We start from the raw sequence: 17,212 nt of genomic DNA on the forward strand, positions 1-17,212 counted from the left end.
ATGTAGATAACTACTAACAACAAATAAATCCCAACATATCGTTGGGATTTCTTAATATCAGTAATTGTTGAGATTTTCTGTTAAAAAGTAATTTTTTACATATTGTTCAAAGCATCTACTAATTGTGTCTTTTTGTTTCGACTTAATGGAATCTCATAAGCACCTACTTCAACATTTTTACTGTTAAAACGATCGATTTTATCCAAATTCACAATATAGGATTTGTGAATTCTTAAAAACTTTCCTTCAGGTAACTCTTTTTCAAAAGCTTTCATTGTTGATAAGACTACAAGGCTATTTTCTTCTGTTACGACTTTAACATAATCGCCTAAAGCTTCAATCCATTTAATATCCTTAATATAAACTTTACGTTTTTTAAGATTACTCTTCACAAAGATGTGTTCGCCGTCAGTTTCGTTGAAATCTAGCTTTAATTTATGCTGTTCAATAGCTTTTTCTACAGCAGTATTAAAACGTTCTTTAGTGATTGGTTTTTGAAGATAGTCGGTAGCGTCGTAATTAAATGCCTTAAAAGCATATTCCGTTTTACCTGTAACAAAAATAATTTGGGGTTTGTTGTTGAGTACATCCAAGAGTTCAAAACCGTTTAATACAGGCATCTCTATATCTAAAAAGATAAGATCTACTTTATGTGTATTAAGACCGTTTTTTGTTTCTAACGCACTGCTGTATTCTGCAATAAGATTAAGTGAAGAATGATTCTCAATTAACTTTACTATAGAAAGACGTTGAATCGCAGAATCATCAACAACTACACAGTTTAAAGTCATAACATTAATATTTTATTAGGTTAAGATATCGACAATAGTACAATAATTTCGGTTAAAAAACAAATTTTACCGACAAACTGTAAAATTTAACATAATCTTTAGTGTAAAAATTGTTTAAAATTTTGCTATCAAAAACATTGCCAGAATTAGAATTTATGCTTATTTTTGCAGCCGTTTTATTAATAAACAAAAACAAAATAAACAATTATGAATCATTATGAAACTGTTTTCATCTTAAATCCCGTTTTATCTGAAGACCAGATAAAGGAAACAGTTAAGAAATATGAGGACTTCCTCGTTTCTAAAGGAGCTAAGATGATTGCCAAAGAAGATTGGGGCTTAAAAAAGCTGGCTTATCCAATCCAGAACAAAAAAAGTGGTTTTTATCACTTATTTGAATACCAGGTCGCTGGTGAAGTTATCGAACCTTTAGAGTTAGAGTTTAGACGTGATGAGCGTTTTATGCGTTACTTAACTGTAAAATTAGACAAGCATGCTATTGCTTGGGCTGAGAAAAGAAGAGAAAGAAACAAACAAAAAGCTTAATTATGTCATCAATAGAACAACAAGCAAAAGGAAAAAAAGATGGTGAGATTAGATATCTTACACCATTAAATATAGAGACTCAAAAAACTAAGAAGTACTGCCGTTTTAAGAAGTCTGGTATTAAGTATGTAGATTATAAAGACCCAGATTTCTTATTAAGTTTTGTCAATGAGCAAGGAAAATTATTACCAAGACGTTTAACAGGAACGTCTTTAAAATACCAAAGAAAGGTATCTGTGGCTGTAAAGAGAGCTAGGCACTTAGCCTTAATGCCATATGTTGCTGATTTATTAAAGTAAAATATCATAACAATGGAACTTATATTAAAACAAGACGTTGAGAATTTAGGATTTAAAGACGATATTGTAACAGTTAAGAACGGTTATGGTAGAAATTATTTAATTCCTCAAGGACATGCTATTATGGCAACACCTTCTGCTAAGAAGGTATTGGCCGAAACTTTGAAGCAGCGTGCTTACAAGGAAAAGTCAATTATCGAAGCAGCTCAAAAAACTGCAGACGCACTGGCAGAATTAGAAGTGAAAATTGCTTCTAAAGTAGGGACAGGAGACAAGTTGTTTGGATCTGTAAACAACATTGACTTGGCAGATGCACTACAAAAAGCTGGTCACGAAGTAGATAAGAAGTACATTAATGTAATAGGTGGTAATGTAAAGCGTTTAGGTAAATACAATGCTGTAATAAGATTACACAGAGATGTTACGGTAGATTTACCATTCGAAGTTATCGCAGAAAGTTAATAACTAAGACATTTAGTTCATAAGTATTAAGCCTCTTTTTAGAGGCTTTTTTATTTATTGTTAATTTTGTGTTAACTAAAAATCAATTAATAACAAATTCGTAATCACAACCTATGAAAAATTTTGTTTTGGTTATTTGTTTGCTAGTTGCGTCCTTTTCCTATGCGCAGGTAACAACATCTAACATCAAAGGTCTTATTCAAGATGAAGAAGGTCAGCCGCTGTTTGGCGCAAATGTTGTCGCTATCCATACACCGACTGGTACAAAGTATGGAGCCATAACTAATGTAGAAGGACGTTACAGTCTATTAAACCTAAGGATTGGTGGTCCGTACACCATCACAATAACCTATGTTGGTTATACCGACAAAGTCTTTTCGGATATATATTTAACATTGGGTAAAACCGAAAATGTGGACCATCAGATGATTCCAGGTGCTGAACAATTGGATGCTGTTGTTTTAACAGGTAGTACATCGGGCACATTTAGTAGTGATAGGACTGGTGCAGAAACCAGTGTTGGCCGAAGGGAACTTACCCGGCTTCCTACAATATCAAGATCGGCACAAGATTTTACACGTTTAGAGCCTTCATCAACAGGTAATTCTTTTGGTGGTAGAAATGATCAATTTAATAACTTTTCATTGGATGGTTCTATTTTTAATAATCCATTCGGTTTAGATTCTCCGACACCAGGTGGACAAAGTGGAGCACAACCTATTTCTTTAGATGCCATCGATCAGATACAAGTATCTCTAGCTCCTTATGACGTTACATTATCGGGTTTTACAGGTGCCAGTGTAAACGCTGTAACCAAAAGTGGTACCAATGAGTTCCATGGTACAGTTTATGGATTCTCAAGAAATGAAAGCCTTACAGGTAAAGAAGTAGAAGGTGATGAAGTACTGCGTCCAGACTTAGAACAGAACCAATTTGGATTCAGTATAGGTGGCCCTTTAATCAAAAATAAGCTGTTTTTCTTTGCTAATTTTGAAAAAGATCAACGTACCGACTTAGGAACCAATGGGTTTTTTGCTAGAACAACTCCTGCGGGAACTGGTGCAGCAGGCGAATCTAGAGTGTTGGAATCAGATTTTCAATTGGTTGATAATATCCTTCGACAAGTTACAATTGGTGGAGGTCAGTTCTATAATCCTGGTGCCTATGAAGGGTTTACCTTCGATAGTAACTCTACCAAAGGTATATTTAAGTTAGACTGGAATATTAATGATAAGAACAGATTGGCTTTCATCTACAACTTTTTGGAAGCTTCAAGAGAGCAACCAGCACACCCATCGGCTTTAGGGTTTAGAGGTCCTGGCCCTAACCAGTTACAATTTCAAAATGCAGGGTATCAAATCAATAATAATATAGACTCTTTTCAATTAGAATTGAATAGTGATTTAGGCGATGGCATCAGTAATAAATTGCAAGTAGGATATACACATTTTGATGATTTCAGAAATCCTTTATCCTCTCCAGCTCCAACAATTACCATTACCAATGAAGGCGCTAACTATATTATAGCTGGTCACGAGCCGTTTTCTATTAACAATACGCTAGACCAGAAAGTATTTCAATTTACTAATAACTTAAACTTTGTAAGAGGTGATCATACATTTACAGTAGGGTTTTCTTATGAGAAGTTTGAGTTTGACAATTCCTTTAATTTAGGTGCTTATGGTGCACAAGGTGTATTTTTCCCAACGGCAGATATCCAGAGCTTTAGGGATGCTCAAGGAGATCCAATGGCTGAGGCCAATTTAGTAGCCTTTTATCAAGGACTATTTAATGATGCGATAGCTGCTGATAATGCTCTAAACGCTGCAGGTGTAGGTAATCCTGGTGGTTGGGCATTAGCAGAGACGAATGTGGGGCAGTTGGCGTTTTATGTTCAGGATGAATGGAATATTTCAGAAGATTTTAAATTAACCTATGGTATTCGTTTTGATAGACCTCTATATTTTGATACAGCTACCAAGATTCAAGAGAACATCGATAGAAAAGGTGGCGTGTTTAATCCTGTTGATTTTTCAGGAGGAACCTACCAACCAACCATTGATTATTTTGACCCAGATACAGGCGAAATCGTTAATTTAGATTCAACTACATTGCCTTCAAGTGACTTGTTAATTTCTCCAAGAGTAGGTTTTAATTGGGATGTAAATGGTAATAATAATACGCAAGTTAGAGGTGGTACAGGTGTATTTACAGGTCGTTTCCCATTTGTATGGTTAGGAAATCAAGTGCAAGGTGTTGACTTTTTCTTCTATCAAATCGTTGATCCGGATTTTAAATGGCCACAAGTCTGGAGAACCAATATAGGTGCAGATCATAGATTTGAAAATGGTCTGACCTTATCGGCGGATATTTCCTATACCAAAGATATTAATGGTGCGCATGTTCAAAACTGGGCATTAGATGACCCTTCAGGGACATTACAAGGTGTAGATAATAGACCAGTATATTTACCTTCAGACAGAGCGACTGACGAGTTTGGTGGACCGACTAATGCTTATGTGTTTACAAATTCTGATAAAGGAAGAATCTGGAATGGTACTTTAAAAGCCCAAAAAACATTTGGTAATGGTTTCTACACAAGCTTAGCTTATAACTATCTAAACTCAAAGGATGTTAACTCCATTGAGGCAGAAATTACAGGTGATGCCTTTGCAGGTAATGCTATCTCTGGTAATGCTAATGATGATGTATTGTCATATTCTCGTTATGGTGATACACATCGCTTTATTGGTGTAGGTTCTAAGAAGTTTGAATATGGTAAAGGTAAATTTGCAACTACGATATCAACATTTTTTGAATATGCCAGAGGCGGAAGATTTAGTTATACCTATGGTGGAGATATCAATGGTGATGGTTCTAACTTTAATGATTTACTGTATATCCCAACCAGTGCAGAAGTACAGCAAATGACTTTTTCTGGTCCTGGACAGGCTGAAGCCTTTGAGGCCTATATTCAACAAGATGACTATTTAAGTGAAAATAGAGGAAGTTATGCCGAGCGTTACGGAGCCTTATCGCCATGGAGAGGACGTTGGGATATTAAGATACTTCAAGACTTTAACTTCAAGGTAGGTGAAAAAACACATACCATACAATTGAGTGCTGACGTGTTGAACGTTGGTAACTTAATAAACAGTGATTGGGGAGTAGTGCAAGTTCCTAATAGCATACAACCATTAGGAGTTACTGTAGATGATAATAATAACCCTACGTACACATTTGATGGAAACCTCACAGAAACCTTCAGTGCAGATGTGAGTCTATTGTCAAGATGGCAAGCACAATTTGGAGTTAGATATATCTTCTAATTACCAAAAACATATAATAATTATTTAAATTTGCGCTCTTAAAATAAGGGCGCATTTTTTATGAAGTATGCTAGATTAACAAAAGAACAATTTGAAGAATTACACCAAGAGTTTATTAACTTTTTGGCAACGCAATCTATAACTGCAGACGAGTGGGAAGACATTAAAAAAAATAAACCTGAAGCTGCCGAGCAAGAGCTCGATGTATTTAGTGACTTGGTATGGTATGGTGTACTAAATAAAGTTGAATATTTAGAGCATATTTCACCAAACCAAATACACCTTTTTAAGTGTAGGACAAAGGATATGCATCTCATTGCGCTTAAACTCAAAGACAATAAGGCTGATTTTACTACTAAAGAAGGCTTTCAGTGGTTGAGGGATAATTTATTATCGGATGATATTGAATTTTATAATGCCAAGAAGGAGTATTCAGGCGATAAGCATCAGGATATTTTTAAAATTGTTCAACAAGGAGCTAATATTACCAAAGGCGAATTATTTCAATATTTTGAGAAGTTGATAAGACAAAACTAGATTACTATTAAAATAGCTAAGTTCACCAAAACTTGGTTTGCTATTTGTATTTATTGAGTAAACCAAAGTCAAAAGGTGTCCAAAGGCAAGATTTTAAGCCACTTTCTTTAAAACCTGTATTAACCCAACTGTTGCAAGTATTAAAACACGAGTAACTACCATTAGCTTTGTAAAAATCATCGCTTTGGGTATACCCTTTACTTTTTAGAATATTTTTTGTGCCATCATCATTTATTTTGAAGGTTTTAAGTAAATAAAGATTCAATTTTTGCAATTCTGAATCATTTACTTTTAGTTCTATCCAATGTGATTTTTTCTGACTATATCTGGTGACATGAACCAATGTGGAACTTTTTAAAAACAATGCCTTAGTAGCATTGCTAAAAGTTAAATCACCCCAAGTAGGCGTATTTAAATAGAAGTTTTCTTCTCCCCAACCAAATGATAGATAATTATCGTTATTATAATGCTTAATTCCAGATAAGACCAGGCTGTCTATATGTGCTTTGGGTAAAATGATAGCCAAATGCACTCCATTTGTACTCAAGAAAACTGTGTTGTCACTTTTTTGGTCTAAATCAACCCGATTGATGGTAATTAACGAGAGAATTAAAGCTACTAGAATGTAAGTCACGGGAATTATCAAAATGTATAAAAACCACTTGAATATTTTCCTGATGACTTTCATTAAGCTTTTTAAGTGATAAGTCTTAAATTGATATTACTCGTAGCGTAAGGACTCAATAGGATCCAACCGTGCGGCTTTTGTGGCAGGATACAATCCAGAAATTATAGCGACTATAAAAGCAATGGATGTGGCCCAAATCATCGCCACCCAAGGAGTAGAGAATTCGAGTTCAAATCCGGCAGCAACGCCCCATCCAATTAAGATACCAAGCGAAATCCCTAAGATGCCACCTAACTGTCCAATAATAATAGTTTCCATAAAAAACTGAAAGGCAATAGTTTTGCGTTTAGCTCCTAAAGCTTTACGGACACCGATTTCGCGTGTCCGCTCACTAACCGAAACCAGCATAATATTCATCAAGGCAATGGTAGACCCAAAAATGGTAATGATACTAATAATCCAAGCTGCGACGTACAAAGTACTCGTATTTTCTGCCACACGATTAATCAAATCTTCGCTACGCTCTATGCCAAAGTTATTTTCTTCAATGGGATTTAATCCTCTGACATTTCTAAACGTTAGAATGGCATCATCTTGTGCGCCTTCTAGCATGTCTGTTTTCTCCACTTTCACACTAAGTCTATAGTTGATATTCGGATTGGTGAAAATAGAACGTGCTTTCTGTATAGGCATAACAACCGTTAAATCCTGATTATTTCCAAAAGTCGAGCCTTTCTCTTTAATAACGCCTACCACTTTAAATTTAGAGCCTCTAACACTAATGGTTTTATCAATGGGATTATCATCTGGGAACAAAGCTTTTTGCAGGTCGCTGCCAATAACACAAACGGCATTATTATTTTCAATATCTGCAAAATTTAGGGAACGTCCATTTTCTATTTCCAAACCAGAATTTTCAATATAATGTTCGTTAGAACCTATAACTGCAACTTCAGGATCGGTTTTTTTGTTGTCGTATTTTACTTCAGAAGCCACTGAACCATAAAAAGACACGGCAACTTGCGTAAACGGAAAATCGTATGTATCAATAAAGTCCTTAACGTTCCTATAGCTTATAACAGGGTTTACTTTTTGGCGTTCCCTACTACTTTGGCGCTGGGCTCTAAACTCATAGCGTTGAAAGTTAAACGTATTGGCACCCATAGATGAAAAATTGCTAGAAATGGTATTCTCTAAAGCCGAAACACCACTCAAAATCCCAACTAGAGCCATAATACCAATAGCTATAATCAAAACCGTTAAAATAGTACGAAGTAGCTGACTTTTTATAGAACCAAAAGCAATTTTAATATTCTCTCTCGCTAGTGAAAACATAGTCTTTTTTGTAGTTAGTAGGACTGTTTAAAACCATAAGACGCTTTAAACAGCATAAAGTTACTATAAATTTAAAATTACTTGACTTTGCCTATAAAATTTATAATATTTTTGTGACTTGAAGCAGTAATTTTGAACTACTGCCTCAAGTCAGGCTGAGCATGTCGAAGCCTTGTCGAAAAATGGTTTATTTCATAACAATATGAAGTTACATTGAGCTTGCCTGTGCTGAGCGCACGCGTGTCGCTGAAGCTTTAGCGCAAGTACATTCGAAGCATCTAAGTGTTATGGAAGTACTCAAGATATTTTTGTATTTGTGAGATTTCTCGACTACGCTCGAAATGACAGTACTATTTTAAAAGAAAAGTTTCACTAAAAAGAGATTCCTACTTTCGTGGGAAAAGTTATGGCGCAAAAACCAAGTATTCCTAAAGGTACACGAGATTTTAATGCAGAAGAGGTTGCAAAACGTTCCTATATTATAGAAACCATAAAGCAACAGTTTGAGCTTTATGGGTTTCAACCTATTGAGACCCCAAGTTTTGAAAATTCCGAGACCTTAATGGGTAAGTATGGTGATGAAGGTGATCGTTTGATTTTTAAGATTTTGAATTCTGGTGATTACTTTGAAAAATTTAAAGCAAGTATAAAAGGTCTTACCAACGCTGAGCACTTCATTAAAGACTTCATAAGGAGGTTAGTTGCGGAAATATCGTTATTAGGAGAAGAAGAAAGAAATGATTCTGTTTATTCTGAAATTTATGTGAATCAATTTGATTCATTGATTAAAGGGGATTCTTATTATAAAAGTAGTTCAATTGAATTCAAAGATTTTGTTAATCACATCAAAATTAAAAATCAAAATTCTATAATTGATGCTGCTGTTAGTAAGTTTGATTTTAGAGATGAAAGTTCCCAAAATTTGTTGATGAACTCAATAAAATGGTGGTATTTAGATTATATTAAAACATCAGAAATTACTTCAAAGATTTCAGAAAAAGCCCTCCGCTACGACCTTACCGTACCTTTTGCACGTTATGTGGTACAACACCAAAATGAAATAGCCTTTCCGTTTAAGCGGTACCAAATTCAACCGGTTTGGCGTGCCGATCGTCCGCAAAAAGGCCGTTTTAGAGAGTTTTACCAATGTGATGCTGATGTGGTAGGATCTAAGTCTTTATTTCAGGAAGTAGAATTTATACAACTGTATGATGCCGTTTTTAATGCTCTAAAATTAGAAGGTGTTACCATAAAAATCAATAATCGTAAAATTTTGTCGGGTATTGCTGAAGTGATTGGAGCACAAGATAAATTGATTGATTTTACTGTAGCCTTAGACAAGCTCGATAAAATAGGCACCGAGAAGGTCAAAGAAGACATGCGAAGTAAAGGTATATCTGAAGAGGGTATTTCCCAACTTCAGCCTTTATTTTTACTAGAAGGGGATTTTGGTGAACAAGTAGAACATTTAAAATCTATTCTAAATACTTCTGAAGTAGGTTTAAAAGGAATAGAGGAATTAGAATTTATTAATTCAGCAATTTCAAGTCTAGGTTTAAAGACAGCTAAGCTTCAATTGGATGTCACATTAGCCAGAGGTCTCAATTATTATACAGGCGCTATTTTTGAAGTGTCTGCGTCAGAAGAAATCAAAATGGGTTCTATTGGTGGCGGTGGCCGCTATGATGACTTAACCAGTATTTTTGGCAAACCAGATACCAGTGGAGTAGGCATTAGCTTTGGCTTAGATCGAATTTATTTGGTTTTGGAAGAACTGGGCTTATTCCCTGAGACTATAACTGATACAACTAAAGTACTATTTATCAATTTTGGGGATAAAGAAGCTTTAGTGTGTTTAAAAGCTATTTCAGAATTAAGACAGCAAGGTGTTAAAGCAGAGTTATATCCCGATTCTGCTAAAATGAAAAAGCAAATGACTTATGCGAACAAGCGTAGTATTCCTTATGTAGTTTTAGTAGGAGAGGAGGAATTGAATTCTGGGACGTTTACTTTAAAAAATATGGAATCAGGCGAACAACAGACCTTGGATATGGATGCCTTATTAAACACCTTAAAATAAGAAAAGCCCGACCGAAGGATTGGTCGAGGCTTTTCTAATTACTAACTAAAAATAAAAAAATCACTCTTATTTAATTATAATCTTTTTCGTTTGCGTTCCCGTTGGTGTCTTTAGATTTATGATATAAACTCCTGTACTTAACTCCTGTAACTGGAATTCGTTATAGGTTTCTTGCCATATATTATCATTGTTGTAGACCTGTTGACCATTAATATTGAATAGTTGAATTTGTTCCAATTCTATCAGTTCAGGGTTTAAGACTACGATTTTGTGTCTATGGGCACTATAGTACATTCTTAAACCTTCAATAATTACGTCTTCAGTGGATAATGATTCAGGAATTACAAATGTAATCGCAAAACGGTTTAAATATTCACCAGTATTCAGTGTTACTTCATAGTCACTATTTCTTAAATTGTGATAGGTGTCTTGGTCAATGTCATGGATATAAATGTCAATATCATCTGGGACATTCTCCAAAGAATCTATTCTTACGGTGTTTATTCCGTCAATACTCGCTTTAAAGCCTAGAGGATATATCGTAGACGCCTCAGCCACGTTATTGGCTTGGATGATATATTTTTCGTTATTAATCACCCAGAACATATCATCAGTCTGGTCTTCATTTAGAGAAGCATCATAAGCCCAATCCACATCTGGGGTTGTATTCTCATCAATGGTCAATAGTATTTGTCTGCTTAGTTGCAGCGCATTACTAGATTTAAAACCAAATCTGAATTTCATTCTATCATCAGTATCTGTGTCGTCAGATTCAGAGTTGGATACATTTGCACCTCTCATAAATACGGAGTTTGAACCACTCTCTTTAGCGAATATACGTTGGTCGTTTTCAAAAGTTATAGAACCTGTGCCAGTCGCTGTAACAAAGAACCCTTGACTTACCGGTATGTATCTGCCAGGTATTTTTGTGCCAACACCAACCTGTGCAACGTCTGGGTCTGGAGCAGAGGCAGGGACTCCACCGGCTAAACTGTATACAGCATAACCACCTTGATACTGTTGTAAGACATGAGAACCACCTCCCCAATGTTCCCAGAAATATAATGTTCCTGATAAATGAGGATTATCATTGATAAACTCATCTGCATTTAATGCAGAAGGATAGGGATTCCCAACTAAATAGTTATTATCTGCATTTAATGGTAAATTTATAGTACCATTATTGGGTTTACCGACAAATGCATAATTCTGGTCTGCAGTAATCGGACCTGATCCTGGCCCCTTCATCGTAAAGCCCTCTCCGGCACCTAAATTTCCTGTACTTCTTACATGCTGCCATGAGGAATAGTCATCATTAGGATGATTGTCAAATTTCCAGATCCAATAATCAGCTAGACCAATAGGGGAAGCATTAGACCCATTATAACCCGAGGTAATCCAATTGATTGGAATAGGATTTTCGGCATTACTTCCATCCATGAGTACATTATTGAGCTGATAACTATTATTATTCGTAGTCGCATTGATGCTTCCAACAGGGGAGGACCAATAATTATAGGTAAAGGTATCTGCTGTACCTTGTTGATCTCGTTCTATTTTCCCTTTGCTATTTGGATCAAGAACACTATTTTCACCTTGTAAGAGTTGCGATTCGCCTTCCAGGTCTATAAAACCATCGAGCTTTAAATACCACGAAACATTTAATTCGGAATCGTTTGTTACATGGTATTCAATTGGATTTGAATTTGGGTCATTCTCATTGATAATGAGACCAAGATGTTTTTGACTTCCATCATAAAAAATGTTGTTATGAGAAATACGGACAATAGACCAATCATAGTTTATGGCATCAATTCCATAAATACCGTCTTCAGGTTTATTAAGTGCAATTGCAAGATTTGTATCCCCAGATTGTGATGTAAATGGAATTGGCGCGGTTTCATATGCTATATCCTTAATATTATATAGTGTAGCACCAGTGTTCTCATCAATGGCAGGAGTTGTAAGATCGTCTGTAATATTACCTTTAAAACTATCGAGACGGTAATACTTTACTAAATCGGACCAGGATAGGGTTTCTATATCAAGAGGAATTTCGGTACCTCGTATATAGCCGTTATCTTCGATTTCCTGATAGATGATTTTTCTAATTTCTTCTGAGCTCAGTGCCTTATTAAACAACCTGATTTCATCGAGATAGCCTTTAAAGTATTGGGCGCTGTTAACTGGGTGTTTCGACATAGTAAATGCACTGGTATCTGAATTCAATACACCTGATTTGCTGCCATTTCTTACATTTTCACCGTTAACATAGAGGTTGTATGTTTCACTTGAAGCACTGTAGCTTAATGAAATATGAGTCCAACGACCTGTCGGTATTGTAGTACTGTAGTTTACTGTTGTCCCACTAATATTAGCTTGAAGATACCCATTACTCAAGATTCGAACATAAATATTGTTCTGACCAAATAAAAAGCGATCACCAGAACCATCAGCATCTAATTTAATCCAGCCCATAAGGGTAATCTCACCCCATTCACCAATAATATTGCTGTCCTGCACATAATCATTACGTCCGTCAAAATGAATTTGAAGTTTGGTGCTAATGTCTCTTGGTGAGCCAAATTGATTATCAGCTGTATCAAATAAATCTAAAATACCATCACCTTCAGCATCCATGGTATCATCGATTACACCGTCGTTATTGGCATCTAAATCAGCATATAAGGTTGATGCAATGTCAAAGCTTTCGGTTGTATTGTTATAAACATCGATATAGTCGGGAAGACCATCGTTATCTGAATCCCTAACAAAGTTAGTATGCGTCATTCCTTGATTTTGATTTCCGTAGGCTGTCGCAAACGTCGCTCCAGTAAAAAAATCATAGATATCGAGAATACCGTCTCCAAAATATTCTGGGTTACCATCAGAATTAAAGTCTTTTTCCCTAACCATGTCAGTATCTTCTCCGTCACCAACACCATCACCATCAATATCGCCATCGCCATTTTGAAAATCCATATCTCCTGAATTCCCTGCACCGGACTCATCAACATCAAAAATAGTATCATTATCACTATCAAGGTCGATATAATTAGGTGTGCCATCACCATCGGAGTCCAATGGGGTTAATCCTTCAAAGGCATCGTGCATACCATTACCATTACTATCTACCCATGTGTCTACTAATGCAGTACCATTACTAATTGGTGAATATCCCGATTCTACAATATCAGGAATACCATCATTATCACTATCTAAATCAAAAACATTAGCTACGCCATCACCATCGGTATCACAAAGTGTTTGAGTAATTTGTATATCATCAATGGCCAAATCATTACCCAAGCCACCAAGTTGATTATTATAGAAATAGACGTTAAATTCACTTACTGAAAAGGTAAGGTTGGCAGAAAAGTTGTACCAACTTCCGGCCGCATCTCCATTTATAGAAGGTGGAATGTCACCTGTGGTTATAGAAGCTAACAGGTTGTTGTTGGTGTCCCTAAACTCAACCAGTATATCTGGACGTAAGCGTGTGGCTATTCCTGGTGCATCAACCGTATCCAAGTTCAAAACCCAAAAGCTATAAGTCACAGGTATATTTGGTAAAGCACCTGTAATATTAGCAGTATAGAAAATGCCTGGGTCAATGGCGGCATTGAACATTGCCATCCTACCGTTGGTATCCCCTGGGGTATGATCTTCACCAGTATACCAATAAGCATCAGCCCAAGAACCTACCTCTTCGATTGGAGTATCATCTACACCATCACCATTAGCTGCTCTGTAATAAACGGTATATTCACCGTCGTTAAGGTCATCACCGCCAAGTGATGGACAGCTTGCAGTACCATCTTCAAAACAATAGGAGGTAACAGCATCGTAAGTCGTGTTAATAGTTGTTCTTTCTCCACTACCAAAAGTTTCATTTAAGAATTTATAGTTGGTAGTTACTGAAATATTGGAATTTTTACAATCTAGTTCTTCCACAGCGTCTGCAATACCATCGTTATCATCGTCTATATCAACATTATCCAAAACGCCGTCACCATCACTGTCAAAAAAGCTTTCAACAACAGAGGCCTGTATGGTGAACTGAAAGTTAGATTCATCAGTATCATTGTTCTCAATAGTTACGGTAGAAGTCTTTATGCCAACTGTACTTGAATTAACAGCTACTTCAAAAGTGGCTGAATCGCTTCCATTAATTGTTGTAGGATAAGGATTTCCAACAATATTGAAATCTGTTGTGTTAGATAAGGTAATATTTGCAATTTCCAGATCCGCAGTTCCTGTATTATTGATGGTGAAAATTTTGGAAATAGTTTGATTTGTATTTGCCGAACCAAAGTCTGTATGGTCTGTAGGAGAAGGAGTATTGTCACCATTAGCAATGTCTTCGCCATTACCAGTAACGGATATCTCTGCAATTGGCGGTGCTGTTACCACTACTTCGTAATCTTCTACTTCACCATCAAAGTCAGTTTCGCAAGGGGCTGGGTCACTCCAGTATTTTGCAGAAACTCTCATCCGAGTTGCTCCGATTTGGGCATCCGCTGGAATAGTAATTGCCAATGGTGATAAATCTGTAATCCCATTTTCAACATTAATAGCGGATCCAAGATCATAACTTTCTCCTTCATCTTCGAAATCAAAATCCTGATTCCAGTCTATCCATACAAAGGCATGAACAATATAGTTACCATCAGTATCCACATTTACACTTAGATTATGGACTGATCCTGTTTCAACAGAAGTAGATTGTGAGGCAGTAAAATCTTCATAGCCAACATCTTTAGGAGCACCATCAGAGTGATTGATAGTATTAAAAGTAACGTTGGTTATACTAGTCTCATAATCCAAATTTCCCCATGATTCACAGTGGGTTTGAAATACTCCACTACCTTGAATTGAGAAATTATAGGGATTTTCGTCAGTATCGCTATTCGCTATGGATATCGAGGCGGTTCTCACACCTTCTGCACTCGGATTAAAAGTTACAGAAAAAGTAGTACTTGATAATCCTTCCACAGTGTTAGATGGCACAACAGACAGGGTGAAATCGTCAGCATGTGTGCCTGAAATTTCAACATAGGGCGAAGTGCCAGTAAGGTTAAGTGTGCTGGAAGCTCCTAGATTTTCGATAGTAAATACTCTAGTGTTAGAACCAGAACCAATAAAAATCTCGCCAAAATCGGTATGATCTGTTAAAGATGGGGTAGAATCACCATCTTCGATATCGGAACCATTACCAGTAATATTTATTTCTGCTTCAGGTGCCCCATCAGCAACAACTATTTCGTAATCTTCAACTTCTCCATCAAAATTTGTTGCACAAAGTGTAGGATCACCGCCAAAATTAGCGGCTATTCTCATTCGTGTTGCTCCTAATGTAGCATTAGCAGGAATAGTAATTGCTAATGGAGATAAATCTGTGATACCATCTGATACATTAAACGCACTTCCTAAATCGTAACTTTCTCCTTCATCTTCAAAATCGTAATCCTGATTCCAATCTATCCATGCAAATGCATGTGCCGAGTAAGCTCCGTCGGTATCAACATTAACACTTAAGTTCCGAGTAGAATTTCTGTAAACTGTTGTTGAGTGTGTTGCTGTAAAATCTTCATAACCATTATCTTTTGGTGATCCGTCTGAATGATTAATGGTATTAAAAGCTACATTGGTTATCCCTGTATTCCAACTGGTATGTCCTGATGAATTACAGTAACCTATTGAAGTTAAACCTGATAAGTCTACGATTTGAATTTCGTGAGACATGGTATTTCCACTTCTATGCGACCAGTGAGCAGCCTCTGAAGTAGATTTTAAATAATAATTTCTCCATCCTCTTGCATAGGCTGTTCCATTACCACTTGTAATCGATGAACCAATTATAAGAGCTTCATTAATATTGGTAATACCTGATGAGGTAATACTAAAAGCAGTTTCGTTAGCAGAGTTTGAGTTTGACTGATAACGCGTGACGTTTAAATTGGCATTTACCAATACATGAACGAATTGCCTGTTGGTACCGTTAGAGTCGTGATTTGAATTAAACCTCCAATCAACAGTTTGATTGTTATTGCCAGGCTCCATGATTGGCCAGTTATCAGCAATAGCTCTATTAACACCGTTGGTCGTATTATCTCCTCTATGATGAGCAAAAATAATAGCTTGATTCCAAGAACTTACATTAGTTGTAGTACCAGATCCATCAGAACCGTTTTTTAATGTGATTGATCCTGTATCAGCAGAAACATTGCCCGAATCGCCGTGAAGTACAGTCCAGTTGCTTCCTGTGAATTCAACTACAGTGACGTAAACAATAACATTATTACCATTAGTTCCTTTTTGAACCCTTAAGGTTGAAGCATCCTCCAAATAGGCAATAGCGGTACCAGAATCTGCACCCTGACTGCTGTCGCTGTTGAGAATACCAGTGATAAAGGGTATGCACTTGTCAGCATTAATAACACCACTTAGTGTTTCGGTTACATTATTCGTGCTCCCATTCAATGCTATCTCATAACGTCCGCGAACTATCATCTCATTAGCTCCTCCTTCAGGGCCAATATATTCCCAAATAGAAGTGCTGAATCGCATATTTGAATTTAAGGAACCAGGCTCTCGGTAATAGGAAAGGGTATTGGTACCGGTTAAAACTCGTGCTCCGGCTACATCATCTCCATTGAGAGTACCACCATTTCCACTGGGACCTGCATTAGATTTTCTATTATTATTTGATAAGGCTAGAGCAGAATTTAAAGATCCTACTGCTGTAAAACTTGTGGACGTACCGTTGGAATTTGCAATATCATCCTGAAGGTGTTGAACGTTAAAGTCTGATGTCTGAGTGTAAACATCAACAGATGATAATAAAACAAGACAAATGACTAGTCCTTTAAAGACAGTATAATTTCTCTTCATGGCAGGTTAAGTTTAAAAATTCACGAGTTTGGGGCTCGAGATTTTAATTAATTAATATTTAGTCGTAAACATAGTGAAAATCAATCAAAAAACCTATTAAATGCATTATTTTTCCGATGAAACACATAATTTAAGTGATTTTAGGTAACTTTATAAAGAAAAGCCTTGATTAAATCAAGGCTTTTCATGGTTAAGAATCAAGATTTGGAGTAAAAAATTACTTAACTAAAACTTTCTTTGTCGATACTGAACCGCTTACAGTATATAACTTAACAACATAAGTTCCAGTACTCAAATTCTTAACGTCATAT

At 36.2% G+C, this 17,212-nt stretch carries 10 protein-coding genes; 6 read left to right on the forward strand and 4 right to left on the reverse strand.

Annotation, left to right across the window (positions count from 1 at the left end):
• Positions 1-95 precede the first annotated feature (95 nt).
• Entirely contained in the window at positions 96-791 is a 696-nt protein-coding gene (locus Q0992_RS16480) for a LytTR family DNA-binding domain-containing protein (RefSeq protein ID WP_076620930.1), read from the reverse strand.
• 207 nt (positions 792-998) lie between these two features.
• On the opposite strand from Q0992_RS16480, the gene rpsF reads away from it, so the two are divergent.
• The 5 genes from rpsF (at position 999) to Q0992_RS16505 (ending at position 5,964) form a co-directional block, all read left to right on the forward strand.
• The gene (gene rpsF / locus Q0992_RS16485; RefSeq protein ID WP_299526954.1) at positions 999-1,337 is read left to right on the forward strand and encodes a 30S ribosomal protein S6; all 339 of its coding nucleotides are present in this window, start codon (positions 999-1,001) and stop codon (positions 1,335-1,337) included.
• On the forward strand, positions 1,337-1,636 hold the full coding sequence (gene rpsR, locus Q0992_RS16490) for a 30S ribosomal protein S18 (RefSeq protein ID WP_198658944.1): 300 nt from the start codon (positions 1,337-1,339) through the stop codon (positions 1,634-1,636). Before rpsF ends, rpsR begins: the two co-directional genes overlap by 1 nt.
• A 12-nt stretch (positions 1,637-1,648) precedes the next feature.
• Positions 1,649-2,098, forward strand: a complete 450-nt coding sequence (rplI, locus tag Q0992_RS16495) for a 50S ribosomal protein L9 (RefSeq protein ID WP_299526956.1) — start codon at positions 1,649-1,651, stop codon at positions 2,096-2,098.
• A 113-nt stretch (positions 2,099-2,211) separates the two neighbouring features.
• The gene (locus tag Q0992_RS16500) at positions 2,212-5,427 is read left to right on the forward strand and encodes a carboxypeptidase regulatory-like domain-containing protein (protein WP_299526958.1); all 3,216 of its coding nucleotides are present in this window, start codon (positions 2,212-2,214) and stop codon (positions 5,425-5,427) included.
• 60 nt (positions 5,428-5,487) lie between these two features.
• Positions 5,488-5,964 carry a DUF6495 family protein gene (locus tag Q0992_RS16505; RefSeq protein ID WP_299526960.1) on the forward strand — a complete coding sequence of 159 codons (477 nt, stop codon included), beginning with the start codon at positions 5,488-5,490 and terminating at the stop codon, positions 5,962-5,964.
• A 40-nt stretch (positions 5,965-6,004) separates the two neighbouring features.
• On the opposite strand, the gene Q0992_RS16510 is transcribed toward Q0992_RS16505, so the two are convergent.
• Positions 6,005-6,652, reverse strand: coding sequence for a DUF2459 domain-containing protein (locus Q0992_RS16510; protein ID WP_299526961.1), 648 nt, complete (start codon positions 6,650-6,652; stop codon positions 6,005-6,007).
• Positions 6,653-6,685: 33 nt separating this feature from the next.
• The gene (locus Q0992_RS16515; protein WP_299526963.1) at positions 6,686-7,927 is read right to left on the reverse strand and encodes an ABC transporter permease; all 1,242 of its coding nucleotides are present in this window, start codon (positions 7,925-7,927) and stop codon (positions 6,686-6,688) included.
• A 406-nt stretch (positions 7,928-8,333) separates the two neighbouring features.
• Here Q0992_RS16515 and hisS point away from each other — a divergent pair, with 406 nt between their 5' ends.
• Positions 8,334-10,007: a histidine--tRNA ligase gene (gene hisS, locus Q0992_RS16520; RefSeq protein ID WP_299526965.1), complete on the forward strand. Its 1,674-nt coding sequence runs from the start codon at positions 8,334-8,336 to the stop codon at positions 10,005-10,007.
• Between the two features lie 66 nt (positions 10,008-10,073).
• Here the strand turns inward: hisS and Q0992_RS16525 are convergent, their stop codons facing one another.
• A complete protein-coding gene (locus tag Q0992_RS16525) occupies positions 10,074-16,901 on the reverse strand; it encodes a choice-of-anchor D domain-containing protein (protein ID WP_299526967.1) in 6,828 nt (2,275 codons plus the stop codon).
• Positions 16,902-17,212: the final 311 nt, after the last annotated feature.

The organism is Winogradskyella sp. (genome assembly GCF_028289625.1).
GTDB lineage: Bacteria > Bacteroidota > Bacteroidia > Flavobacteriales > Flavobacteriaceae > Winogradskyella.

What these genes read in the sequence shown, in the direction of transcription:
- Q0992_RS16480 (WP_076620930.1), bottom strand. Translation starts at nt 791, where the DNA reads ATGACTTTAAACTGTGTAGTTGTTGATGATTCTGCGATTCAACGTCTT.
- rpsF (WP_299526954.1), top strand. Translation starts at nt 999, where the DNA reads ATGAATCATTATGAAACTGTTTTCATCTTAAATCCCGTTTTATCTGAA.
- rplI (WP_299526956.1), top strand. Translation starts at nt 1,649, where the DNA reads ATGGAACTTATATTAAAACAAGACGTTGAGAATTTAGGATTTAAAGAC.
- Q0992_RS16500 (WP_299526958.1), top strand. Translation starts at nt 2,212, where the DNA reads ATGAAAAATTTTGTTTTGGTTATTTGTTTGCTAGTTGCGTCCTTTTCC.
- Q0992_RS16505 (WP_299526960.1), top strand. Translation starts at nt 5,488, where the DNA reads ATGAAGTATGCTAGATTAACAAAAGAACAATTTGAAGAATTACACCAA.
- Q0992_RS16510 (WP_299526961.1), bottom strand. Translation starts at nt 6,652, where the DNA reads ATGAAAGTCATCAGGAAAATATTCAAGTGGTTTTTATACATTTTGATA.
- Q0992_RS16515 (WP_299526963.1), bottom strand. Translation starts at nt 7,927, where the DNA reads ATGTTTTCACTAGCGAGAGAGAATATTAAAATTGCTTTTGGTTCTATA.
- hisS (WP_299526965.1), top strand. Translation starts at nt 8,334, where the DNA reads ATGGCGCAAAAACCAAGTATTCCTAAAGGTACACGAGATTTTAATGCA.
- Q0992_RS16525 (WP_299526967.1), bottom strand. Translation starts at nt 16,901, where the DNA reads ATGAAGAGAAATTATACTGTCTTTAAAGGACTAGTCATTTGTCTTGTT.